Consider the following 26,278-nt stretch of genomic DNA (forward strand, 5'->3'; position numbering starts at 1 on the left):
TTAATCATTGGTAATAATAATTATTTCTCTTTCTTCAATTTGTACAGGCATTAATTTAATGTTTTGATTTTTTTCAACATAAATTATTTTTTTGTTTACAACTCTTGTGTTACTTACATATTCAATAGCTGAAAGTTTTTTCTTGTTCAAAAGTAAAACAACATAATTTAGGAATGATGTGAAGATAAAAACGGTTGTGAAAGCATAGGTGAAATTAATCTTTGCTTTATTTCAAAATGGAAGATTTTTAATCTGTTCATCACTCAACTTAAAATCTCTAATACTTTCATTATCAAAAAAAGTCATAATATAAATTAAATTTAAAAGTATAATGTACAATAAAAAATTTCGTTTTATTAGGTCTAATAGGTTAATCTTTTTATTCTTATCTTCGTTTATTATTTTCATTTTGAAAATATGCATCATTAATGTTGAACCTTTTCAAAAATAAGGGATAAAAATGTAATAAAAAACCAAGAAAGAAATTACTAAAATAAAGGTTAAATAATATTGTAATTTATTAAATTCAACATTTCTCAAATCACTAAAATTAGCAATTAAAAAAAATAAAAAAACACAAACAATTACAGAAATTACAGCATCTAAGATTGAACTAAAAAATCTCTTAAAAAAACTTGAGTTTTGATATAAATACATTTTACTCTTCTAATTCATTGAGAATAGTACGTCATTTCGAAATTGGAATATTATTTTTGATAAGATCTGTTTCAGTGTTTTTTAACAACATATAATTGTTAGTATCCATAAACATTTTAAATTCTGGTGATTTTTGTAATTTATCGATGTAAACTTTTAATTCATCAACAAATTTTTTACTTCTTTTCTCATTTAATTCTTTATAGTGAATTAAGTTTCGTACGCTAATAAATGAAACATCAGTTATTAAACCTGGTAAAAAAACTTTAAAGAAATAATTTTTTGCATATTCATATTCATGCATTATTTTGCTTTCATAGTTCATAAACATTTTTTCAATATCTTTGAAATTGTTTATATAAGTTTTAGGATTTATTCATGTTTCAAGGTCAAAGTAATCTCTCTTAATTCTTGAGTCAACATACATATATGTTTTGGAAAGGAGCATCAATTGATAATTTAAGCTAACTGCCAGTTTATCGTCAGCACTTTGTTTAGGTCAATTTTTTTCATATTTTTGAACAACAGTTTTCTTGAAGATTTTGTTCAAAATGAATGGAAATGTGTATGCAAAAACATCAGGTCTGTTAGCAATTTTAACCGGTTCTTGAGTAATAATTCTAGCCTTAGGTTTTCAACGAGTTGAACCTATTAATCTAGGTTTAAATTCAAGCACATCTACATCGTATTTAGTTGCCTGTTCAATCATTTTAAGTAAATAGTATTTTCTTAATGAAGTGTCACTATTAATGATTGTTACATAATTTCCTTTAGCAATTCTAAAAGCGCTGGCAATATTGTAATTAACTGATTGATTTTTATAATTTCACACTACTTTAAGACGTGATCCAAAAAATTTTCCATATTCAGAAATTAATGAGAAAATTTTTTTCGAACTACTTGATTTATTTAAGCACAAAATAACTTCAAAATCTTGGGTATCTTGTTCGGTTAAGTCCTTCAAAAAACTATTTGTATCACGTTCATTTTCAGTAATTGACGATATGATTGTTAGTTTCATTTTGCTCCTTAATTTTATATTTATAATTTTACCACATTTATAAGTTATGATATTTTAGATAAAATGTGTAATTTAAAAAATTTTTAAAAAAATCAATGTAAAATTGCAATATAAAAGGAAAACTATGAATCATTGAATTTATCTTTTTAGCCTAGTGATTTGCGTTATTTTAGGTATTATTTGTTTGTTAATTTACCCAATTTGTATGAAAAAAATGAGAAATTATAAACAAGCTCAAATGAAAGAGTACAAAAAAAATCACCCAAAGAGTAATATTACTGATTATAAATCAACAGGAATGTACGTTCCTTCAAGTCTTAGAGCACTCTATAATGCACCATTAATTCTTTCTATAGTTTTTTTCATAATTGCATTTGGTTTTTTATTTAAATTAATTTCATAATTTTCATTGTAAAAAGCAGTTAAAACAGTATTTATCCTTTAAAATATTACTGTTACATTTGTAGCGACAATATGAAAGGAATTATGCAATTAACAAAAGTTTTAAAAGGTAAAAAAGAAAAGCCTAAAAAATCTCTTGACAATAGTGGTAGCGGAAAAGCTAGAAAAATTTTGTCTAAAGTTTCTGGTGCATTTATGCTACCTATTTCAGTTATGGCTATTGCTGGATTGTTTCTTGGTGTTGGTTCAACAATTGGGACAATCGGTTCTGATGCAAATATTTTTGCACTTCAAGCCATTGTTGACCTAATCAAACAATTTGGTGATCCAGTTTTTAGTGCTTTGCCATTATTATTTGCTGCAGCGTTTGTTATCTCCTTTACAGATGAAGCTGGAGTAGGAGTTTTTGCTGCTGTTATAGGTTATTTAGTTTTCAATGCTGTTCAATCAGTATTTATTTGAGAAACTAATATTGACCAATATATGGTTATAAAAGGTAATGGAAGTGAACTTGCTAACAAATGAGTTTCATTTTCACCGGAAAGTAACTTACTAATTAATGGAAAAGAAATCTTATATAACAGTGGTGTGCTTACTATTGATGGTACTACTGTGATAACTAACGGTGGATTAGTTTTTGATGCTAACAATAACAAAGTTACTGTTGAAGGTTTAAGTATTTTACTTGATGGAGATAAAATTACAATTTCTTCAAGTGTTTCAAATGAAATTATTCTAATTCAAAAACAATTCGTTGGATATAAAATTTTATTTGAAGGGCTCGGAAGAAATCCTGAAGCTTTAGCTAATGTAGTTGGAACCACTATTGGTACAAAATCATTACAAACTTCAGCTTTTGGTGGTATTGCTGTTGGTCTTCTTGTTCAATATCTATACAACAGATTCTATACTATTCAACTTCCATCTGTTTTATCATTCTTTGGTGGTAAAAGATTTGTTTCGATTATCACAATACCTGCTAGTGCCTTATTAGCTTTATTATTCTTATTTATTTGGCCATGAATAGGAGTAGCACTAAACTGATTTGGGAACTTTTTAGGTAAAGTACCATATGGATTTGAATCATTTATCTTCGGATACTTAGAGAGAGCACTTGTGCCATTTGGTCTCCACCACGCTTTCTATGCTCCATTATGATACACTAATGCTGGTGGTGAAATAAACGGACCATTACAAGTTTTTGTAAGTCAAGAAGGATTAGTGGCGGGAGAAAGCTTACGTGAACTAATTAAAGTTGTACAAAATGAACCAAATAAATATGTTGGTGATTCAACTGCTGCTCTTTCGCTAGTTGGTTTTAAATACAACACAATTGATTATGTATTAAATGGTAAAGCATTTTCTATTCCGCTTTATGACTTTATAAGTAATGAATTAGGAATGAAAATAGGTCGTTTTCTTGATGGAAAATTCTCATTTATGATCTTTGGACTCCCAGCCGCAGCATTTGCTATGGTAATGGCTGCTCCAAAAGAAAACAGAAAAGTTACTCTTGGTACAGTCATCCCTGCGGGAGTTACAGCTTTAGTTACTGGGGTTACTGAACCTATTGAATTTACTTTCTTATTTTTAGCTCCATATTTATTCTGAGGATTCCATGCATTCTTCTGTGCTCTATCGTTCATGATTGCAAATCTTTTAGGAGTTCATGTTGGAATGGCATTCTCTGGTGGATTATTAGACTTATTAATTTATGGAATTATCCCTGTTGCTAAAGGAACTCATTTCTGATGAACTTTAGTAGTTGGATTATTCTACGTTCCAATTTACTTCTTTGGTTTCTTATTCTTTATTAAGAAATTTAATATAGAAACTCCTGGTAGAGGTTCAAATACAAAGTTATTTACAAAAGCTGATTTTATAAACAAAAAAGATGCTAAAAATATTGATCCAGTTGCTTTAGCTGTTGTATCTGCTTATGGTGGAATCGATAATATTACAGCATTTAATAACTGTGCTTCTCGTTTACGTTATGATGTTGTTGATGCTTCAAAAGTTAATCAAGAAGCACTTAAAGCTGCTGGTGCTGCTGGAGTAAAAGTGGAAGGAAACAACCACGTGCAAGCAATTTTCGGACCTAAAGCAGAACAGTTGAATGCTTTAATTAAATCTCAAAGAGAAAAAATTAAAGATTACTTAGAAAAAAATAATGACGTTCAACCGATTAATGTTGTAGAAGAAAAACCTGCAACATCATCAGAAACAGAAATTACTGAAGTGTTCGCCCCAGCTATTGGAGAAATTAAAGAATTATCTACTTTAAATGATGGTGTCTTTAGTGAAAAATTAAGTGGAGATGGTTTTGTTGTAGAATTCAACGCTAAAGAAAATGCAACTATATTTGCTCCATTTGATGGTGAGGTTGCAATGATGTTTGGTACAAAACATGCTTATGTAGTCAAAAGTGACGATAATGTTTGTGCCTTATTACACATTGGAATTGATACTGTTAAACTTAATGGTGAAGGTTTTGAAAGTTTTGTTCAAGTTGGTGATAAAGTTAAAGCTGGTGATAGATTGGCTAAAGTAAACCTAAATCTAATTAGAAGCAAAAATCTAAAAAGTGACTTAGTAATGGTTATTTTGCCTGAATCAAGCAAAACAAATGTTGAGACTAAATTTGGTCTTAAAGTGTCAACTTCAAACACAAAAGTTGCTACTGTAAAATAATTAAAGGTGCAAATGTTAAACATTTGCATTTTTATATTATTTTCAAAGTATCAAAACATATTCAATACAGTTAAATAAATGGTAAAATATATAAACATAGGTATTAAAATGAAAAAAGAAGGTAAAAAAGAAGAAATTTCAACTGAGAAAATCAACCAAATGAGAGAAGAAAATCAAAAAATAATCACTAAACTAGGGATTGAAAAGAAATCATATTTAATTAATGTGAAAAGAAACATTTTTGGTTGATTGGCTTTGATGTTTGTTTTAATTATTTTTATAATATTAATAATTTTTATGGTTTTCATAGCGATAAAATAGTGAATTATAAGTAAACTTTAGTGAACGATAGATTTACAAAAAGTAAATTTTTTTATGTTTTTTAGATTAAAAATGAATTTTTTAAAAAATATTATTTAAATTTAAAATAAATTATAAAATATAAGAATATAAGGGGTTGGACATTGAAAAAAATCATAATTTTTAGAATTGCAATATTGAGCATATTCTTAGCTTTAGTTTTGATTTTTGATTTTATATCAAAATTTCTAAAAATAAGTTTTTTCACAGTTGAATTAACTACAATCTTTATATTTATTTTCTTTGTTAACATAAATATTGTTGATGGGTTTGTATTAATTTTTTTAAGGTTCTTGCTGAAGGTTTTTGTAACTGGAGATACAGATTTACTCACTAATCTAATTGGCAATGTAATTCTATTGATTTCTAATTTAACATTCATATTTACTTATTTATTATTTATGAAAATCTTTAGAAAAAAGGATACTAATTTTTTACTTAAAACAATTATTAGTTTTGTTTGTTCAGTAATTATTACTTCATTAGTTATGAGTTTACTGAATACGTTTATTTTTAATTCATTATACTTTTATAGTTTTAAGTTATTAGAAAGACCAAGTTTAAGTTTATTACTTGAGAACTACCAAAGCAAATTTAAGGGGTATTTCTTAGGTATAAATAATTATTTCTTAGGATCTTTAGCTATATATTTAAGTTTTAACTTATTTAATGGTTTTATAATTTTTATCATTTCTTTACCAGTAATAATTTGAGAACATAAAACTGGATTCATAAAGAATTTCATAAAATTACACAAAGAAACAAAGTATTAGGAGCATTATGCAAAACGAATATAACTTTGAATTAATTGAAAAAAAATGACAAGATAAATGGGAAGAAAACAAAAATTTTGAACCTAAAAATGACTTTAAATTACCTAAAAAGTACATTTTAAGTATGTTTCCTTATCCTAGCGGCAATTTACATATGGGACACGTTAGAAACTATTCCCTTGGTGATGTAATTGCAAGATATTACAGAAGAAAAGGTTTTAATGTTCTCCACCCATTTGGTTGAGATGCTTTTGGTTTACCTGCAGAAAATGCAGCCATCAAACACCAAATTCATCCTAGAAATTGAACCTATCAAAATATTGAATCAATGGATAATCAAATTAAAAAATTAGGAATGTCCTTTGCTTGAGACTATGAATGTATAACTGCTGATGAGATTTATACTAAATGAGAACAAAATATTTTTATAAAACTTTGAGAAAAAGGATTAATTTATAAAAAGAAAACACTTTTAAATTACTGTGAAGTAGATAATACTGTTCTAGCCAATGAACAAGTTATCAATAACCAATGTTGACGTTGTGATTCAGTTGTAAGTAAAAAAGAAATGGAACAATATTACTTAAAAATAACTGATTATGCAGAAGAACTTCTAAATGATCTTGACTTGTTAGAAGGTAAATGACCTAAACAAGTAATTGCAATGCAAAAAAATTGAATTGGTAAGAAAATAGGACTTGAATTAGAATTTGAATTCACCGAAGAATCTAAAAAATTAACAGATTTAGAATTTGATAAATTAACGCTTTTTGAAGAAAAAGAATCAATCATTAACAACACATCGTTCATTTCTCTTAATGTAAATTCAACATTAGCAAAGAAATTATTGTCAATAAATTATTTTAATGATAATGAAAAGAAATTATGTGACAAAATTGTTTCAAATGTTAACACCAAAACATTTGGTGAAAATATTTTGATCGATACTAAACTTTCTGCAAAACATCCAATTAGCGGTTCAGTTTTACCTATTTATATTACAGATTTTGCTTCTTTTAATATTGAAGAAGAAGCTATTTTGAGTTCATTTACAGTCGAAAGAGATCAAAAATTTATTGCTTTTAACAATCTGAAAATTGATTTGGAACAAGAAATTACTTATAAAGAAATTAATTACCCAAAAACAACAAAATATAATTTAAGAGATTGAGGAATTTCAAGACAAAGATATTGAGGAACACCAATTCCTCTTGTAAAATGTAATGATTGTGGTGTGAATCCTGTAAAAGTTGAACATTTACCAATAACGCTTCCATATGATGTTAAATTTACAGGTAATGGTAATCCTCTCGAAACTAACGAAAGTTGAATTGAAACTAAATGTCCTAAATGTGGTAAAAAAGCTCTTAGAGAAACAGATACTTTAGACACTTTCTTTGAATCAAGTTGATATTTTTTAAGATACACTACACCTCCCCACTTAAGAGATGAAAAGATGTTTGATGAACAATCAATTAAATATTGAAATAGTGTTGATCAATACATCGGAGGAATTGAGCACGCTATTTTACATTTACTTTATGCTAGATTCTTCACTAAAGCACTTAGAGATTTAGGTTTAATTAATTTCACAGAACCTTTTGACAATCTCCTCACTCAAGGAATGGTATTAAAAGATGGTTCGAAAATGTCCAAATCTAAAGGTAATACAGTTGATCCAAATGAAATGATTCAAAAATTTGGTGCTGATACAACTAGATTGTTTATGCTTTTTGCAGCTCCACCTCAAAAAGAACTTGAATGACTTGATAGCGGGATTGTTGGATGCTTCAAATTTATTCGTAAGTTGTATGAAAGAAGTTTTGAAATAAACAAAAATGATGATATTAAAGATATTGATATAACCAAACTTACAAAAGAAGAAAAAGAAGCCAGAAGAAAACTTTATGAGGGTCTTAAGAAGACTAAAGAAATTTTTGAAGATTCTAAAAATGAATTTGCTTTCAATACTTTGATTTCTTGAACGATGGAAACATTTAACTCTTACTCTAGCGTTTCAAATCCATTATTAATAAAAGAATATTTCTATGTAACATTAAATATTCTAGAACCCTTTATCCCTCATTTAGCGTGAGAACTTTCAAATGAATTTTTTGAATTAAAAAATTTATATGATTTCAATATAGATAAAAAAGCGCTTGAAACCGATGAAGTAAGCTATGGAATTACAATAAACGGTAAAGCAAGAGCTGAAATAACAGTAGATAAAAATCTTTCGAAAGAAGAAATTATTAAATTAGCTAAATTAGAAGTTACAAAATGACTCGAAGACAAAGAAGTTGTTAAAGAAATTTTTGTACCAAATAAATTAGTTAACTTTGTAATCAAATAAATAGAATGGAGTAAATTAATATGAATATACTGAAATATTTTGTCACATTCGAAGATGAAGTTACACTTCCTGGTGTAGTAAGCATGATTGAAGTTGACGAAGATAATTTAGATGCACTAAAAACATTAAGTGCTGAAAAAAATAATCGAATTGCAATAATTTATAGATATAAAGGAGAAAAAAATTACAATATAGCTCCTTATTGTTTATATGCTAAATTTATCAGAACTTTTGAACAAAATGGAAAGCACTATTTAGTTTTTAGAGGTATAAGAAAAGCAAGAGCTCACTCATTCTGCTCAAGCAATAAAAAAAGTTTTGAAAAACAACTAGAACTTTTATCTAGTTCATATACTGAAGAAATGAAAAAGGAACTTCTTGAAAGCACCGCACCATCAGAAAGAGAAGATTATCTTTTGGTTGTGTTTTCTGATGAAGATGAAAACTTAAATAATAGTAATTATTCTGAATTAGACTACAGTAATAGTAGTATTTTAAGTGGAACATTAGCATTTGAAAAAATGGGTGAATCAATTTTCATGAAGAATCCATTAACTAAAAAAACTTTTACTTATGATGAAATCATTAAATTGCAAGCAGAAGACGGGCTTAGTGAAAAAAGTATTAAAGAAAATAAAGGAATGATTTCTTTAATCTTTAGTTTTACAAAAGAGAAATTTGGAACATTTAAAAAGATGGATTATTTCATGTCTTTTGATGTTTCTTCAAAAATAAACAATATTGGTAATTTTTTAACTTCAATGGCAAAAAACCTTGAATTAGAAAATGAAATTAATGAAAAAATTAATTTATCTCTTAGTCAACACCAAAAAGAGTACATGTTAAGAGAGAAAATGAAAATTATTAAAGGTACACTTGATGAAATTGACGGAACTGAGAACTTTGATAAATTTTCAAAAGATCTTGAAGATAAAAAATTAAGAAAAATTTATCCTGAATCTGTTATTAAGATCATAAAATACGAAGAAAATAGATATTCTCAAATGATGCCAGCAAGCCCAGATGCGAACATTTCAAAAACATACATTGAAACTCTTAAACAATTACCTTGAAGAAGAGTTGAGAAAGATGTTTTAGACATTAATAGAGCAAGAAAAGTTTTAGATAAATATCACTATGGCCTCAAAGAAGTTAAGGAAAGAATAGTTGAATATCTTGCTGTTATGATCAACAACAGAAATAATAATCCTGCTAAAAAAGGAACAATGATTGATTTAGATGATAATCAACAAATTGATTTAAATCTATTCAAAGAAAAAAATGAGTCAAATAAAAAAGACGAAAACAAAACATTTAATAATGTTCCGATTCTTACTTTAGTTGGTCCACCAGGTACAGGTAAAACATCATTAGCAAAAGCAATTAGTGAAGCTTTAGTTAAGAAATTTGTAAAAATTTCTCTTGGTGGTGTTCATGATGAAAGTGAAATTAGAGGTCATAGAAGAACATATGTTGGAGCTATGCCCGGAAAGATCATTAAAGGTATTTCAAAATCCGGTGTTTCTAATCCATTAGTTTTACTTGATGAAATTGATAAAATGGCTTCGGATATGAAAGGTGATCCAGCAAGTGCAATGCTTGAAGTTCTTGATCCAGAACAAAACACAAACTTTCAAGATCACTATTTAGAACATGAATATGACTTATCTAAAGTTATTTTTATAGCAACCGCAAATTATTATGAAGATATTCCTGCACCACTTTTAGACCGTGTAGAAATAATCGAATTAAGTCCTTATACAATAAATGAAAAAATTCAAATCGCTAAAAATCATTTAATTCCTAAAGTTATTGAACAAGCTTCATTAACTAGAGAACAATTCATTATTAGTGATGATGAATTAAGATACATAATTAAACATTATACAATTGAAGCTGGAGTAAGAGGTCTTAAGAGAATTCTAGACAAATTAGCTCGTAAAATTGTTGTTAAAGTCCTTGATAATCCTAAATTAACTAAGTTTAACATCACAACTAAAGAAATTACTGAAATGTTAGGTGTTATTAAATTTAAAGATGAAGAAGTTGAAACAAATGAAGTCGCTGGAATTGTAAATGGTTTAGCATATACTTCATATGGTGGTTCAACATTGCAAATAGAAGTAACTACCTATCCAGGAAAAGGTGAAATTAAACTAACTGGTCAACTTAAAGATGTTATGCAAGAATCAGCACAAATAGCTCTTACATATGTTAGAGCAAATGCTGAAAAATTTAATATTAATGATTTTGATTTTGAAAATAACACAATTCACATACATGTTCCAGAAGGTGCAGTTCCTAAGGATGGACCAAGTGCAGGGGTTACATTTACAACTGCTATAATATCTGCTTTATCTAAGAGATCAGTTCCTACAGATTATGGAATGACTGGTGAAATCACTTTAAGAGGTAAAGTTCTTGAAATTGGTGGTTTAAAAGAAAAATCATTTGCAGCTACACAAAGAAAAATCAAAAACATATTTATACCAGATGCTAATGTAAAAAATCTTCAAGATATTCCTGATGAAATTAAGTCAGAAATTAATTATATTCCTGTTAAAAATTATGAAGAAATTTATGAAGTAATTTTTATGGGTAAAGAACCAAAAATACATAAAGAAAATTCAAAAAATAAAAATTAATATTTTTTGTTTTTTAATTTATAAAATAGTTCAATTTAGATTAAATTTTATATATTTATGCTAAAATTATATAAGACTAACTAGTTAATATTTCTTATATCAATTATTAGTAAAATAAGTTGGAGGTGAAAATGAAAGAATTTACATGTACAATTGCAGATCCTATTGGATTACACGCTAGACCTGCAACAATTCTTGTAGGTACTGCATCTAAATTTAAATCAGATTCAAAACTTTTAGTTGGTGGACGTGAAGCAAACTTAAAATCAATAATGAATATTATGGCTTTAGGTGTTAAATTTGGTGCACAAGTTACTTTTAAAGTATCTGGTGAAGACGAAAACGACGCAATTGCCGCAATTGAAAATGCATTAAAAACAAACAATTTAATTTAATTTGTTCATGTCGCTGTTTTAGCGACTTTTTTTAAAAAATAAAAGGAATATGTGAAGGTAATTAAGGAACTAATTCTAAAAGTATTTATTTTTATATTGCTTGTATTTATAATCTTAAATATTTTTTATTTATTCATTACATTAATTTCACCAAATAACTCTTCAGAAACATCTGAGGATTTTTCTCTTTTAAATAAGTTAATAAATTACTGATGTGATATTTTGACATTTAAGTTCGGATCAATAAAAAATGAAATTCTAAATAACGAATACAAAAATGTTCCAAATTTATTTTTCTATTATTTTTCATGAACTTTCATCATTGTTTTTCTTAGTTTCATCTTAGGTTTATTTTTAGGTTATTTTATTGGCGTTTATATGGCCTACAATAATAGCAAATTCCATGAGATTGTTACACAAATAATTCTTTTTATAATCTCATCTATACCTATTTTTATAATAATTCCTTTTATAATCAATTTCATCGAATCAATTGATGCACCGACGATATTTATAGACCCATCATTAATTAATTCTACAATAACTCTCAATTCATTAATTACACCAATTATCGTTCTAACTGTCTTAACTACAAGTGTTATAGCTTTACCAACTAAAACAGTAGTTTTAGATCTTATTTATAAAGATTTTATAACAAATGCTAGAACATGTGGATTAAGTAAAACAAAAATATTTTTAAGTTATATTTTTAAAAATTCATTTATTAATTTAGTAGACTTTATAGTTCCATCCTTAACTGTAAATATTGCTTTTTCATTGATTATTGAAAGATTATTTCAAATTCCTGGACAGTCGCTAATACTACTAAATGGTTTTAGAATGAGTGAGATTGATTTAATAATGTTTTTAATTTTCTTTACAACATTGATTATATTTTCATTGCAATTTATTTTAGATTTATTAATCCAATTCTTAAACCCTTTTTCTAAAAGCTTAAAATCATTTAAGATAATAAAAAAGAATTTTTTCATTAATAAAATTGGAGGTAACTATGAATAACCTATTTAAGTTGTCCTCAAATAAAGAAGAATTAAAAAACATAATAAATCAAGATAATAGTAGATTTTTTGTTAGGTTTTTTTCAAAGAAAATAAACTTAATTTTGACTATTTTATTAACTTTATTTTTTATTTGAATAATATTAAGTTTACTTTTTTATCCATATAAATATAATCAGGTAATTTTAAATAGTCATCTTTCTTATAATTTGCCAAATGTTTTCAATCCTTATATAACAAAAAGCTTTAATTATGATAGTGAATATCAATTAATTTTAAGACTGGCTTCAGAAAATAAAGTAGAAATTGTAAATACAATTTACGCTGAAAATTTAGTTTCATTAACATATAATCCATATAAAGTCATTAATGCACTTTCGATTGAAAATAATAATTTTGAAATAATTAAGTTCATCCCCTGATTTGGAACTAATCAAGAAGGTTATGATAATTATTCAATTTTTATAAATAGCTTCGGTTTAACGATTTTGATTTCCTTAATTAGTTGTTTTATAGCGCTTTTAATTGGAAATTCACTAGGAGTGTTTTTAGCGTTTAAGTGTAATTTTAATGTATCAGTCGATAAATTATTTATTTCAACAATTTCTCTAATTCCATCAACATTGATTTCGATTATACTTTTTAATATTTTTGGTTATCAACATTGATTAGCGACAGTTATATTAAGCATAATATTGATTCCTGTATTTTTCTTTAGTGCTTATCCAGATACTAAAGAACTTAAAAATAATCTTTTGATTGATGCATACAAAGTTAATGGTTATAGTGAATCAAAAATTATTTTTAATATTATATTACCGAGAGTTTTGAATAAATCTATTAGTTTGATTTGTGATCAATTTACTGTAGCGATATTAATTTTATCGAGCGTAAGTTTCTTTAATGTTCAAGGTATCAAAGAGAGTTTGAATATTGGTAATCTATTCAAGTATATTCTTGATAATTTTAACGATTATTATTTAACAACTTTAGTAATTTTCGGTGTTTGTTTTTATATAGTTGTTCTTAAAATATTAACTATAAATTTATATATTTGTTCAAAAGTAGTTATAAGATAGGAGAATATGAAATTAAAAAAATATTTATTTTTTTCACCACTTTTAATCTCTTTCGTTCCATTTGTTTCATGTCAATATATTGGTGAAATTAAAGACAAAAGTATCTATATAAAAAGTTTTAATAAGGAAAACTATTTTTTAACATCAAAATTAGAGTTAAATACTTTCAATAAAATCGATAATGATACTGAGTCGCTACTTTTTGCACCCATAATTTCATATAACTACTATGATAAAATGATTTATGACAATGTTAATAATGAAGTTAAACAATCCACTAAAAAATATTTAAAACTTAATCTAATTGATGCCTTAATCTTGGAATTTGATGATGATACAACACAAGTTTATAATAACAGTTATTACAGCGACTTTAATCAATCGAATAAAAATGAACCAATCATAAAATTAACAAGTAGTGACATTTTTTCTATTAATAATGAAAAATTTATTTCGAACTTAAATAAAGCAAAAAAAATTAAATTCATAATTAAAGACATTAATTATGTTGATAAATCGGGAATCAAAACAACCTACAAATTAAGGGCAGAAGACTTTATTATAAATTTCAGTAAAGAAGCTAATAAAAAAGAAATAAATAAATTACTTGAAGAATATGCTATTTCATTTGAAATTGAGGATGAAATGTTAGTTCTGAATTCTAAAAATAATTTAGCTGGAAATTTTATATTTGAGCAAATGATAAAGAATATGATTTTTAATCCCGTTTCAACATTGATGCTAAAAGATAAAAATATTGTAATTGATCAGTTTAATCCAAATTTAGATGAAATGTTATTTTTAAGTAGTTATATATTGAATAAAAACACTATAGAACAACAAATTTTTATCAAAAATTTCAATTCTCCAGATCAAGAATTTAACGATTCAAAAAATACCCTAACTAAAATATTGTTAAATTTTAAATCAACACCACTAGATGATGAAACTTTTAGATTGCAAACTTTTAAAAGTTTTAGACAAGCATTGGTTAGTGAAGCTAACTTAAATATTTTTAATAGTTCTCAAATAGAAAATATTAAAAACAACAGTTCTATTTATGGTCTTCAACCTAAACTAAATTATATTTCTAATTCAAACATCAATAAATTAGTATTGAATTATGAATTCGATTCTAATAAAAAGTTTGACTTTAATAATACTTTTTCAAAGATTGTTTATGGGAGTGAAATTGAAAAATTAACAGAACATAATATTAAGAATTTTGTTTTTGGTGATACAAAATCGATTTTATTTAGAAATTATTTAATTAATTCAATTAATGTCCAACAGTTTATAAAACTAGCAACAAACAATGATTATTGATTAAGTCAATCTAATCCATCTACAGATATTTCTGAGCGTAATTCTTCATACAAAAAACTTTTAGATGCATATACCTGAGCAAATCAGCAATATATTTTCAGCAGAAATTTAAAAGAAGTTATAACAGTGAATCCTATAGATTACAAATATTACGATAATTCAGATTTACTTATTGATTATGAGCAATTATTAAGATCACCTAATTATGATTTTATAAAAACTGAGATAAATAAATTGATAGATGAAGTCAATTTACAGTTTGATGAAAAGATCTCATTTACAATTCCGTATTTAAGAACTAATTCATCTATAATTAAGCAAATTTATAAAAATATTGAACAAAATATTAATAATCTAGATAAACGCCTTGATGTCAAATTTGTTGAGGTTGAAGAAACATATTTTAAACAATATAATTCATTTATAAAATTCTTAAATATTGAATACATTAACGATTCTTATAGTGAATTAATAAAAAATTATGATCTTGATGCAATTAAAATATTTGTCCAAAAATCAGATATAAGTTCAAAATGTGAAATACTATCTCACTTTAACAAATTTATTCAAGACAAACAAGAGAATTTTAATGAATTGCTTTTTGAATTTATAAAAACTCTTAGTTCACTAGAAAAGGCAAAATTAATAAGTGAATTAGATATGATTTTTAACTCCTTTATTAATCCAACTTGCTCGACAAACATAAATAATTTTTCATACGAAATAGTCCAAAATGATTATATTAAACCTGTTAACGATTTGGGTTATGAACATTTTCAATCAATTCGAATAAGATAAATTTCTTGTTATTATTACCATAATAGTTTTCTAATAGATAAAACTTCAGACTTATATTCAATGAAAACTATATAATATCTATGTATAAATCTATACAAATAAATATATTTATTAAATTAGAAAGGTATATCCAATGAAAAAAATTGCAATTAACGGATTCGGAAGAATTGGAAGATTAGTTTTACGTCGTTTAGTTGAATTAAACAACAATGATTTAGTAGTTGTTGCTGTTAACGACTTAACAGATGCTAAAACATTAGCACACTTATTAAAATTCGATACAGCTTTTGGTGAATTAAAAGCTGATGTTAAAGTTGAAGGAGATTCATTATTCTTAAACGGAAACGAAATTAAAGTTTTCGCTGAAAAAGATCCTGAAAACTTACCATGAGGTGAATTAGGAATCGACCTTGTTTTAGAATGTACAGGAAGATTCGTAAAACGTGAAGGAGCTTCAAAACACTTAAAAGCTGGTGCTAAAAAAGTTGTTATTTCAGCTCCAGCTGGAAGCGATGTTAAAACAATCGTTTACAACGTAAACCACGAAACATTAACAGCACAAGATGACATTATCTCAGGTGCTTCATGTACAACAAACTGTTTAGCTCCAGTTGTTAAAGTTTTAGTAGACAACTTTGGAATTAAATCAGGATTTATGACAACAATTCACTCATATACAGGTGACCAAAACATTCAAGATGCTCCTCACCGTGACTTACGTAGAGCTAGAGCTGCTGCTCAAAACATGGTTCCTACAACAACAGGTGCTGCTAAAGCTATTGGTCTTGTAGTTCCTGAAGCTGCTGGAATTCTTGATGGTTCAGCTGTTCGTGTTCCTACAATTACAGGTTCACTTGTTGACTTAACATTAGTATTAGACAAACAACCAACAGTTGAAGAAATCAACGCTGCTTTTGCTAAAGCTGCTAACGAAACATTAAAATACGAAACAAACCCAATTGTTTCATCAGACGTTATCGGTTCAACATACGGTTCAATCTTTGATCCAGAATTAACATCAGTTAAATCTACAAAAGATGGAAACTTATACAAATTATTCTCATGATATGACAATGAAATGTCATACGTATGTCAATTAGTAAGAACAGTTGATTACTTTGCTAAATTAAAATAATAATTAAATAAAAGAAAAACAAGATTTTAAGTCTTGTTTTTCTTTTATTTGCTATTCTTAAAAATAAAAAGTGTTATAATTAATTTACAAATTTAGATGCGCGAGTGGTGAAATTGGCAGACACGCTAGATTTAGGCTCTAGTGCTTAACGGCTTGAGGGTTCGAGTCCCTCCTCGCGCACCATTAATTCTTATTGCGTAGGTTTAATACGAAGTCCGTATTAAACTTTTTATTTTAAAATAAAATAAAAGAGTTAATTATTTAACTCTCCTTTTATGTTTTAATTCAAATAGTAAAATAATTGAAGCAAATAGTATTGTAAACACTGAGGAATATAATGTGAACATTCTGTAGTCAAAATATTTTCCGAACAAATTACCTTTTATGCTGAACAAATCTATGAAAATTTGATAATTAGTGAAACTACCATTAGTTAATTCATTTAGTTTACTTGTTATTTCTTTAAAAGAATCATCCATTAAAACATTTCTCATAGATATAGATAGTCCAGAAGCAGGGATTAGATTAAATATTGACTCGATAAAATCAGGAAATAGAGAAACTGGCATATATGCACCAATTGCAAAACCTGAAATTACGGAAACAGGCATTAAAACTGCAGAAAATATTCAATCTTTTTTAACATTTCAAAATATATTAACTGCTAGTAGCGAAGAAGAGATGACTCCTAAAATCGAAATTAAATAAATGAAGAATATTTTGATTGGTTTAACAAAAATTATAGAACCAGTTATGCAAATATAAATTATTGCTATTGCGAAAATAAATGTTGTTATCATCAAATTAGCTAAAATATTGAAAATTATGTAAGAATAACGAATTTTTCAACTTTTTATTGGCGATGATGAAAAATCATTAATAATTTCTTTATCCTTGTCATCGATCATAGTTTTACATAAGCTAAATGGTATCGTAAAACTTGTTGTTGCTAATAGACCGCAAACAAAGAATTGATCAGCCATAGAATACATTCTTTCTCTAATGAATTCTAGCGAATTTGTATCTATGGTAATTCCATAACTCAATTTACTTAGGAAATCATCACTATTTTTATTAAAATTATTCTTTAATACTAATATATAGACAAATATGATTATTAGTGGTGTTAATAAAGTAAAAATAACTGATAATTTTCTCTTAAAGAAAATCTTAAATAATCTATTTAATAACGCATTCATTTAAACCTCACTTACTTTTTTATTAGTAACATTTAGAAATACTTGATCCATATTACCTTTAATAACTTCGTATGAAGATAATTCATTAACATTTGCTAATAAAAATTGATTTGCTTGGTCAAAAGTTTTGAATTTTATAACTATAGTATCGTTAAATCTTTCAAATTCTAAATTAAGCTTAGAAATAAAATTTTCAATATCTTTTGGTGTTAGTTTTAATAATGTGCTTGCGTAAGATTTCTTTAATTCAGCAGGTGTTCCCTTAACTTTTATTATTCCATTATCTATGATGCATACATAGTCTGAATCATTAGCTTCCTCAAGATAGTGTGTTGTTAAAAATATGGTCATATTATTTTCTTTTTGTTGTTTTTTAATAACATCTCAAACTAAAATTCTTGTTATTGGATCTAAACCGGTTGTAGGTTCATCTAAAATTAAAACTTTAGGATTGTGAATCATTGCTCTGGCGATGTCTACTCTACGTTTTTGACCACCAGAAAGTTTATTATATTGTCTCTTTAGTATGTTGGAAAGTTCAAATTGTTCAATTACTTTTTTGATTCTTTCTTTAAGTTTAGACTTATCATTAAAGTATAAACTTCCTCTTAAATAAAGATTTTCATAAACGGTTAACTCACTATCCAACACTGATTTTTGAAACACTATACCAATGTATTCATTTGTTTTTTCAGGATATTTATCAATGTCATAACCATTAATAATGACATTTCCTGATGTTTTTTTAAGTATTCCAGCAATTATATTGATTGTAGTACTTTTACCAGCTCCATTTAATCCTAAGAAACTAAATAGAGTTCCTTCTTTAACTTCAAAATTAATATTATCAACAGCTTTAACTTTTTTGTCATAGATTTTTGTTAAACTTTTTATTTCTATTATGTTACTCATTGGATTGTTTAAGATTTCTATTTTTTTTGAATTCTTCAATTAAGTTTTTAGCTTCGATAAATACTTCTTCTTCATTTTTGTTATTTGTATTTATAATTTTGCAGTTAAGATCATATTTTTCAATCAATTTCAAGAACATTGTTTTATATGTTGCGTGTAACTCTTTGAAATATTCTTTATTAATTTCAAAATTGCTTATTTCAACATCACGACCACGTTGCATAATTCTTTGTTTGAAAACATCGAAATCTATATCTAAATAGATAACTAATTCAGGTAATTGCTCCTTGGAAACCATTATTTCAAAAGCCTTTTGATAAGCGAGTCAAACTTTTTGTTGACTAGTTTTTAGATTTACTAATGCAAAAATATACTGTTCTAGACAGAATCGATCCAAAAATATGAATTCATTATCTTTATCCATGCCAAGTAAGTTAAATCTGTAATTAATGCTATCCACACGTGCTAGATGATTTTCTACAACATATGTTTGAAAACCAAGTCCAATATTATTTTTTCTGTCATATAATCATTTTAGAAATGTATTGAACACTTCATCATCATGTTCATATTCATTTAAAAATAAGCAGTGTTTACCGTAAAAATCCACTAACTTATGAGTTAGTGTACTTTTACCACTGCTTATCATTCCACTAATACCAACTAACATATCATCCTATTGTTGTTCAATTTTTAAAATTTGGACAGAATACTTAACTGGAGCATCAACTTCAACTACATCACCCATTTTGTGATCAAGTAGAGCATCTGCTAAAGGACTTTCATTTGAAATTTTACCTTCAAATGGGTTAGCATCATGTGAACCCATGATTGTAACTGTAACTTGTTCATCATCGTTTAAGTTTTTGAATGTAACTGTTGTACCGATCCCAACTTTTCCTTTTAGGTTATTTTCAATAATAACTGCACGGTCGATAATACTTTCAAGTTCGCTAATTCTTGATTCAACCATAGCTTGACGATCTCTAGCTGCATCATATTCGGCGTTTTCAGAAAGGTCACCTTGAGCTCTAGCCTCTTTAAGAGCTTCTTGAACTAAAGGACGTTCAACGTTTACTAAATTCTCATATTCTTTTTTATATTTTTCAAGTGTTTCTAATGCTATATATATTTTTTGATCATTTTGGTTTTGTGCTGCCATTTTAGCCTCCTAATTAATATTATTTTACCATTAACTTTTATATGTTTTTAATCTTTTTTAATGAATAAATATTTTGTTTTTACAAATGAATACTCATGTGGAATTTTATTATTTTCTAATTCACTTTTTAATAAAGAAAATCCTTGTTTGTTCGTTTTAGAGTATTTGATTATTATCATTCCATTTTTGTTTAATTTTGAATACATTTTTCTGTAAATTGAAAATGGATCGATGTCATTAAAAACTATCACTGAATCTAAATTTTCTTCATTATACTCAATCGGTTTGTAATTAATAATTTTGTTTTCAGTTTTATTAGCTACTTCGTTTCATTTTTCAGCATCAAAAAATTCAGGAATGTAATAAAGTGATTTTTTAGCAACTTCTTGTGCAGTTGCAAATGAATATAACTCATCACTAACAATTAAATTTTTTTCGTAATTATTTCTACAGATTGTTTGAATCATGAACTCAATGTCTAAAGTATCAATTTTACAAGGGAATAGTTCAGAGAATGAAGCTGGTAATTCACCATATTTTTCTCTAATTTTGACTATTTCCTCTTGCATTTTTGAGTCATAATCACTGATTAATTTCTTTTGCATTTTTTTTGCTTTCAGAATTAAGAACATTCCTATAGATAAACCGACTACAAATACAACTATAGCACTGATAATTAATCCTAATTTCATAAAACTCCTAATTTAAATATCTTTCCAAAATAATTACAGCAGCTAATTTATCCTTATGTTTTTTTCTCTTTTGACGTGATAAACCAGCTTGAATCATGATGTTTTCAGCATCTTTTGTTGAACCATATTCATTAATAAATTTGATAGGTAGTTTTTTATCTATTTCAATTAGTTTTGATTCAAGTTTGTTTTTGAAGTTTTCTACCATTATTGTTCGCTCGCTTTTAGAGCCATTTGAACGAAGCGGTAAACCTAAAATTATTTCATCAACATTTTTATATGATTCAAGATAATTAATTGTTTTTGAAATTACTGAATCAAAGTCATTTTCATCAAATCTAAAATTTTCAAGCGGACTTGCAATTATAGCTAATTCATCAGATATAGCAAAACCGCAAGTTCTAGTACCTAAATCTAAAGCTAACTTACGCATTTTTTGTAAAAAGTTCAGCTATATCGAATTTTTTATTAATTCTTCCCATTGATAAGATTTGATTTCCACCACCTCTTCCATCAAATTTTTCCCAAATTAATTTAGCGAATTGATTTGAGTCATATTTTTTAGACGCAATAGAAATAACTGATGGTAAAGTATTTTTTAGATAAACTATTACTAACTTATCAGGATTTTCTTCTCTTAATGTTGAAGAAAGATTTTTTACAATATTTGAGTTTTCTGTGGTAACGACAAGGAAACTAGTACCATTTATTTCTAAGTCTATTTCAACATTGTAATCATTACTTGAAATGTTAGACAATTTCTTTTGAACTGCTTTTGAATCCTCTTTTACTTGTTCAACTAAATTATTTAAATAGTCAATGTACTCTTCTTTATCAGCAAAAACTTCTTTTATTTCAAGGTTGTAAGATGAATCTAATTCTTTAATTTTAGCCACTGAAGAATTTAATAATTCAATAATTTCATCAATTTGCGAATCTAAGTATTGATCAACTAATTTGTTCGATGAAATAGCTCTTATTCTATAAATTCTTGCACCTTTTTTATCAACATTTGTAATTTTAAAGTTTTCTAGTTTACCACTATTACTTAAGTGAGTTCCACCGCAAAGGTCAGCAGTAATTCCTTCAAACTGAACAATTCTGACGTTTTTAGGGTCCATATACTCACCTTCTTCAAGTGTCATAATAGCACCCATTTTTTTAGCTTCATCAGTTGTCATTTGTAAATAATTTCTCTTTACATCACGTTTAATATAACTTCTAACTAATTTTTCGATTTCTCTAATTTGTTTATCTGTTGGTTTCTCATCAGCAGGCATATCGAAAGTAAGACGTTCTTCGTTATTGTCTGAACCAAGTTGAACAATTTGGTTTCCTAAAACATTTCTTAATGCACAGAATAATAAGTGAGTACCGGAGTGGTTTCTTTCTAAACCTAATCTTATAGTCTTATCGACATGACATTCCACTTCATCATCTTTATTCAACGCACCACTAACTTTGTGAATGTGATTTCCGTATTTATCCTTAAATACATCTAAAATTTTTATTTTATTTCCATTTTGTATCATGAATCCACGGTCATGTTTTTGTCCACCACTAGTTGCATAAAATGGTGTTTCTTTTAAAATAACATACCCAATACCGTCAAATTCATCAACAAAATTTTCGCTGTCCATTAATTTTAAAATTTCTGTTTGGTTGTCTGTATATTCATAACCGATGAACTTATCAATTTTTGAATTAATTAATGCTAAAACATTTATTGCTTTTTCCATTCCGTTTACTTTTTGGACTCTTGAAGCTTCAGCGTGTTTTTCTTTTGCAGAATTAAATTCATCTATGTTAATTGTTATATTATTTTGACTTAGAATTTCAGTAGTTAGCTCGATTGGGAATCCATAAGTTTCAAAAAGTTTGAATGCTAATTCACCAGAAAATTCTTTAGTGTTTTCACTGATATGTTTAGCAAGAAGTTGACGTCCTTTTTCCATTGTATTTGCAAAAAGCAATTCTTCTTGTTTAACAATATTTGCAACTTCATTTTCATCATATTCAAACGGTAAAGTGTTTTTTATAACTGAACAGAGATTAAATAAAAATGGTTGCTCAGAAATTTTTAATTCAAATGATTTGTAAATACTTCTTCTCAAAAGTCTTCTTAAAATGTAACCACGTCCAACATTTGAAGGTCTAGCGCCGTCTGCGATCGCATTAACAACTGTTCTCATATGGTCAGCAATAATTTTGAAGTTAGTATTAATTGACTCTTGTTCTTTATTTTTAATAAAGTAATTGTTGGTGTCGTATTTAAATTCAGTATATTTTTCAATTTCATGGATAATAGGTAAAAATAAGTCAGTATCATAGTTGGTTGGAGCATCCTGTAAAATTGAAACAAGTCTTTCAAAACCAGCACCAGTATCGATATTTTTTTGTTTTAATTCAGTGTAATTTCCTTCACCATCAGAGTTGTATGTTGAAAACACGATATTTCAAATTTCAATATATCTATCATTTTCTATATCGTTTTTCAATAATTCAATCCCTCTTGAGTCATATTTTTCACCGCGATCATAAAAAATTTCAGTATTTGGTCCGCATGGTCCACTACCAACTTCTCAGAAGTTAGTGTCTTTTGAACCAGGAATCATTTTATCTTCAGAAATACCATGTGACATTCATAATTCCTTAGTTTCGACGTCTTCAAAGTAGTATGTAAAGTAAAGTCTTTCTTTATCAAGTTTTAAAACATCTAATAAGTATTCAACTGCAAAACTAATAGCTTCTTTTTTGAAATAATCTCCAATTGAAAAATTACCAAGCATTTCGAAAAATGTATGGTGTCTTGCGGTAACCCCGACATTTTCAATATCATTTGTACGTATTGATTTTTGTGAGTTTGTCAATCTTTTTGAAGGTGGTATTTTCTTACCTGAAAAATAATCTTTAAGAGTTGCCACTCCAGAATTAATTCATAATAGAGAAGGGTCATTTACCGGAATCAAACTTTTGCTCTCAACAACTAAATGATCTTTAGATTTGAAGAAATCTAATCAACTTTGTCTTATTTCTTTTGAATTCATATCGTATCCTTTAATTAAATATAGTCTAATTTTTTATCATTATAGAAAATCTCTTCAATAATTCCACCACCAATGCATTTATCCCCGTCGTACAAAACGACTTGTTGGCCTGGTGTGATTGCTTGAGAACCTTCATCATAGTAAACTCTTACACAATTATTTTCAAGCATTTTAATTCTGACTTTAATATCATTTTGTCTGTATCTGAATTTAGCACTAAGATTTTCATAATTAAAATCAGTATTATTTAAGTTTAAGTTAGATGCTATTAAATTATTTGAGTTTAAGAACTCTTCATGTGAAGATGGTGCAACATATAAAATGTTTTTGTGAACATTGTGCCCACAAACATAATAAGGTTCCTTCATTCCGCCAAGATTAAGTCCTTTTCTTTGACCAATAGTATAATAATAGCAACCATCATGAGTTCCTACTTTTTTACCAGTGATAATATCAATAGTGTCACCTGGTTGAGCAGGAATATAATTTTGTAAAAACTTAACAAAATTTCTTTCACCAATAAAACATATTCCTGTTGAATCTTTTTTATTTGCTGTAATTAAGCCTACATTTTTAGCAATTTCTCTAACTTCTTCTTTATTTAATTCTGCTAATGGCATAATTACTTTATTTAATTGTTCATGAGTTAGTTGGGATAAAAAATAGGTTTGATCTTTATTTACATCTTTAGCTCTGTATAAGTGTCCATTCTCTACTTTTGCGTAATGTCCCATAGCTATAAAATCTGCATTAAGATTATTGAAAGCATGATTAGCAAAAGCATTAAATTTTATGTACTTATTACACAAAATGTCAGGGTTAGGGGTTCTACCTTTTTTATATTCCTCAATAAAATTTTGAAAAACATTATCTCAATATTCTTTAATAAAGTCAACGCGGTGTAATTCTATATCAAGTTTTTTAGCTACTTCAATAGCATCTAAGTAATCCTGTTCTTGTGGACAAATGCTTTGATTGATGTCTTCATTACCTAAAATATCGTTGTTTAACATACTATCTCAATTTCGCATAAATAGTCCAACAACTTCATAACCTCACTGTTTAAGTAAGTAAGCTGCAACAGAAGAATCTACTCCTCCACTTAAACCAATAACTACCCTTTTTTTCTTCATTTTTTACCCCTATTTTAAATCTTATAAATTATAAACTTTTTATTTAACAAGTTAAATAAAAACAACCAATGGTTGTTATTATTTTTGATCTTCAACGATTTTAACTAATGCTTTAAATGTATTAGGTTCATTAATAGCTAATTCAGAAAGCATTTTTCTGTTAATTGTAATGTTAGCTTTCTTTAATCCGTTAATGAATCTTGAGTAGCTCATTCCTTCAGCTCTAGTAGCTGCGTTAATACGAGCGATTCATAATTTACGGAAATCTCTTTTAACTTGTTTACGGTCTCTAAACGCATATGTTCATGATTTAACAACCGCTTGTTTAGCTACTTTGTATCCTACTGATTTGTGTCCAAAGTATCCTTTAGCTAATTTTAATCATTTTTTACGTCTTGCTCTTGTAACTGTTCCGCCTTTAACTCTTGCCATAATATCTATTTCCTTTCAATCTTTGTTTTAAATGTTATTTTTAGTGTTTTTTAGTTTTTAACTAAAATAATGCTTTAAATCTTTTGATATCTGATCTAGACATTAATTTTGATTTACGGGCATGACGTTTTTGTTTAGTTGTTTTGTTTTGTGCTAAATGTGAACGGAAAGCTTGTTCTCTTAAAACTTTACCAGTTCCAGTGATTTTAATACGTTTTTTTAACGCACTTTTAGTTTTCATCTTTGGCATTTATTCTCCTTCTTTAGTTGAGACGTCATTTTTCTTTTCGTCTTCTAACTTCTTAATGTATTTAGCTATTTTTTGTTTATTTGGTTGGAGATTCATATCAAGAAAACGATCATTTACTAACACAGCTTCTTTTGTGATTTCAGCTATATCTTCAAGAGTTTTGAAAAACTTATCCAATGTAGCCAAACCTAAATCTTGACGCCCAATTTCACGACCCCTTAACTTAAGTGAAACTTTAATTCTGTCACCTTTAAGTAAGAATTCACGTGCTTTACGACTTTTTGTAAGTAAGTCATTTTCACCAATCATAGGTGTAAGGCGAACTTCACGATTTTGTATGTTAGTTTGTTTTTCCTTAATTTCTTTTTGTTTTTTCTTACGGTCGTATTTGAATTTTCCATAATCCAACATTCTGGCAATTGGTTTTGGTTCAACTTGAATTAAAACCAAATCAAGTTTTTGACTTTTTGCCATCTCGATAGCTTCATTTGTGTATTTAACACCAATTTTTTCGCCATCAGGTCCTATAAGAAAAACTTGTTTGAAAGGGATTGCTTGATTTACATAGTGCTCTGCACTAGGTTTTCTATTTCCTGCTTTTATAATGTACTCCTTAAAATAAAAATGTGGTTTCCCACTTCTGCTCTACTAAAAAAGGTCATCATACGATGATCATTTAATTGTAGCAAAACCCAAAGCTATTGGCCATCAGGTGAGAAGTGATTCTACTTTCTGCAATTAAATATTGCTTATTTATTTTACCATTTTTATTATGTTTTATAAACTTTATTTTTACG

General features: G+C 27.1%; 24 protein-coding genes and 1 tRNA gene. 12 read left to right on the top strand and 13 right to left on the bottom strand.

The features are described from left to right. Positions 1-657 carry an RDD family protein gene (locus FRW55_RS00965; RefSeq protein WP_146368355.1) on the bottom strand — a complete coding sequence of 219 codons (657 nt, stop codon included), beginning with the start codon at positions 655-657 and terminating at the stop codon, positions 1-3. A 1-nt stretch (position 658) separates the two neighbouring features. Beyond that, the gene (locus tag FRW55_RS00970) at positions 659-1,678 is read right to left on the bottom strand and encodes a glycosyltransferase family A protein (protein WP_146368356.1); all 1,020 of its coding nucleotides are present in this window, start codon (positions 1,676-1,678) and stop codon (positions 659-661) included. A 205-nt stretch (positions 1,679-1,883) separates the two neighbouring features. Here FRW55_RS00970 and FRW55_RS00975 point away from each other — a divergent pair, with 205 nt between their 5' ends. The 12 genes from FRW55_RS00975 to FRW55_RS01030 all read left to right on the top strand — a co-directional run bounded on the left by FRW55_RS00975 (position 1,884) and on the right by FRW55_RS01030 (position 16,837). Beyond that, positions 1,884-2,081, top strand: coding sequence for a hypothetical protein (locus tag FRW55_RS00975; protein WP_162848269.1), 198 nt, complete (start codon positions 1,884-1,886; stop codon positions 2,079-2,081). A gap of 83 nt (positions 2,082-2,164) precedes the next feature. Then, positions 2,165-4,771: a PTS sugar transporter subunit IIABC gene (locus FRW55_RS00980; RefSeq protein ID WP_146368357.1), complete on the top strand. Its 2,607-nt coding sequence runs from the start codon at positions 2,165-2,167 to the stop codon at positions 4,769-4,771. 108 nt (positions 4,772-4,879) lie between these two features. Continuing rightward, a complete protein-coding gene (locus FRW55_RS00985) occupies positions 4,880-5,092 on the top strand; it encodes a hypothetical protein (RefSeq protein WP_146308790.1) in 213 nt (70 codons plus the stop codon). A gap of 200 nt (positions 5,093-5,292) precedes the next feature. Further along, a complete protein-coding gene (locus FRW55_RS04235) occupies positions 5,293-5,904 on the top strand; it encodes an MPN527 family putative ECF transporter permease subunit (RefSeq protein WP_419673240.1) in 612 nt (203 codons plus the stop codon). Between the two features lie 7 nt (positions 5,905-5,911). Then, the gene (locus FRW55_RS00995) at positions 5,912-8,257 is read left to right on the top strand and encodes a class I tRNA ligase family protein (RefSeq protein WP_146368358.1); all 2,346 of its coding nucleotides are present in this window, start codon (positions 5,912-5,914) and stop codon (positions 8,255-8,257) included. Between the two features lie 20 nt (positions 8,258-8,277). Then, entirely contained in the window at positions 8,278-10,902 is a 2,625-nt protein-coding gene (gene lon / locus FRW55_RS01000; protein ID WP_146368359.1) for an endopeptidase La, read from the top strand. A 131-nt stretch (positions 10,903-11,033) separates the two neighbouring features. After that, on the top strand, positions 11,034-11,297 hold the full coding sequence (locus FRW55_RS01005) for an HPr family phosphocarrier protein (RefSeq protein WP_006886786.1): 264 nt from the start codon (positions 11,034-11,036) through the stop codon (positions 11,295-11,297). A 51-nt stretch (positions 11,298-11,348) separates the two neighbouring features. Then, positions 11,349-12,317 carry an ABC transporter permease subunit gene (locus FRW55_RS01010; RefSeq protein WP_146368360.1) on the top strand — a complete coding sequence of 323 codons (969 nt, stop codon included), beginning with the start codon at positions 11,349-11,351 and terminating at the stop codon, positions 12,315-12,317. Beyond that, a complete protein-coding gene (locus tag FRW55_RS01015) occupies positions 12,310-13,395 on the top strand; it encodes an ABC transporter permease subunit (protein WP_146368361.1) in 1,086 nt (361 codons plus the stop codon). The genes FRW55_RS01010 and FRW55_RS01015 overlap by 8 nt, the downstream gene beginning before the upstream one ends. A gap of 6 nt (positions 13,396-13,401) precedes the next feature. Continuing rightward, positions 13,402-15,519 carry an OppA family ABC transporter substrate-binding lipoprotein gene (locus FRW55_RS01020; protein WP_146368362.1) on the top strand — a complete coding sequence of 706 codons (2,118 nt, stop codon included), beginning with the start codon at positions 13,402-13,404 and terminating at the stop codon, positions 15,517-15,519. Between the two features lie 133 nt (positions 15,520-15,652). Further along, positions 15,653-16,654: a type I glyceraldehyde-3-phosphate dehydrogenase gene (gap, locus tag FRW55_RS01025; RefSeq protein WP_146368363.1), complete on the top strand. Its 1,002-nt coding sequence runs from the start codon at positions 15,653-15,655 to the stop codon at positions 16,652-16,654. A gap of 98 nt (positions 16,655-16,752) precedes the next feature. Continuing rightward, a tRNA-Leu gene (locus FRW55_RS01030) sits at positions 16,753-16,837 on the top strand. A 74-nt stretch (positions 16,838-16,911) separates the two neighbouring features. On the opposite strand, the gene FRW55_RS01035 is transcribed toward FRW55_RS01030, so the two are convergent. The 11 genes from FRW55_RS01035 to infC form a co-directional block, all read right to left on the bottom strand. Continuing rightward, on the bottom strand, positions 16,912-17,853 hold the full coding sequence (locus FRW55_RS01035; protein WP_146368364.1) for an ABC transporter permease: 942 nt from the start codon (positions 17,851-17,853) through the stop codon (positions 16,912-16,914). Further along, positions 17,854-18,765 (bottom strand): ABC transporter ATP-binding protein, encoded by a 912-nt coding sequence (locus FRW55_RS01040; RefSeq protein ID WP_146368365.1) that lies wholly within the window; start codon positions 18,763-18,765, stop codon positions 17,854-17,856. It lies immediately after the preceding gene. Then, positions 18,758-19,435, bottom strand: coding sequence for a deoxynucleoside kinase (locus tag FRW55_RS01045; RefSeq protein WP_146367231.1), 678 nt, complete (start codon positions 19,433-19,435; stop codon positions 18,758-18,760). The genes FRW55_RS01040 and FRW55_RS01045 overlap by 8 nt, the downstream gene beginning before the upstream one ends. A 6-nt stretch (positions 19,436-19,441) precedes the next feature. Beyond that, complete coding sequence (greA, locus tag FRW55_RS01050; protein WP_146367232.1) at positions 19,442-19,927, bottom strand: transcription elongation factor GreA; 486 nt, start codon at positions 19,925-19,927, stop codon at positions 19,442-19,444. 47 nt (positions 19,928-19,974) lie between these two features. Then, the gene (locus tag FRW55_RS01055) at positions 19,975-20,619 is read right to left on the bottom strand and encodes a BC85_0335 family putative methyltransferase (RefSeq protein WP_146368366.1); all 645 of its coding nucleotides are present in this window, start codon (positions 20,617-20,619) and stop codon (positions 19,975-19,977) included. Positions 20,620-20,626: 7 nt separating this feature from the next. Then, positions 20,627-21,052, bottom strand: coding sequence for a Holliday junction resolvase RuvX (gene ruvX / locus FRW55_RS01060; RefSeq protein WP_146367234.1), 426 nt, complete (start codon positions 21,050-21,052; stop codon positions 20,627-20,629). Further along, entirely contained in the window at positions 21,045-23,666 is a 2,622-nt protein-coding gene (gene alaS / locus FRW55_RS01065; RefSeq protein WP_146368367.1) for an alanine--tRNA ligase, read from the bottom strand. Before alaS ends, ruvX begins: the two co-directional genes overlap by 8 nt. 14 nt (positions 23,667-23,680) lie before the next feature. Further along, on the bottom strand, positions 23,681-24,799 hold the full coding sequence (gene mnmA / locus FRW55_RS01070; RefSeq protein WP_146368368.1) for a tRNA 2-thiouridine(34) synthase MnmA: 1,119 nt from the start codon (positions 24,797-24,799) through the stop codon (positions 23,681-23,683). A gap of 78 nt (positions 24,800-24,877) precedes the next feature. After that, positions 24,878-25,231: a 50S ribosomal protein L20 gene (gene rplT, locus FRW55_RS01075; RefSeq protein WP_146367237.1), complete on the bottom strand. Its 354-nt coding sequence runs from the start codon at positions 25,229-25,231 to the stop codon at positions 24,878-24,880. Between the two features lie 61 nt (positions 25,232-25,292). Then, positions 25,293-25,481 carry a 50S ribosomal protein L35 gene (gene rpmI / locus FRW55_RS01080; RefSeq protein ID WP_146308774.1) on the bottom strand — a complete coding sequence of 63 codons (189 nt, stop codon included), beginning with the start codon at positions 25,479-25,481 and terminating at the stop codon, positions 25,293-25,295. Beyond that, a complete protein-coding gene (gene infC, locus FRW55_RS01085) occupies positions 25,482-26,087 on the bottom strand; it encodes a translation initiation factor IF-3 (protein ID WP_336603155.1) in 606 nt (201 codons plus the stop codon). Positions 26,088-26,278 lie beyond the last annotated feature (191 nt).

Source organism: Mycoplasma anserisalpingitidis, assembly GCF_007859615.1.
GTDB classification, from domain to species: Bacteria; Bacillota_I; Bacilli_A; order Mycoplasmatales; family Metamycoplasmataceae; genus Mycoplasmopsis; species Mycoplasmopsis anserisalpingitidis.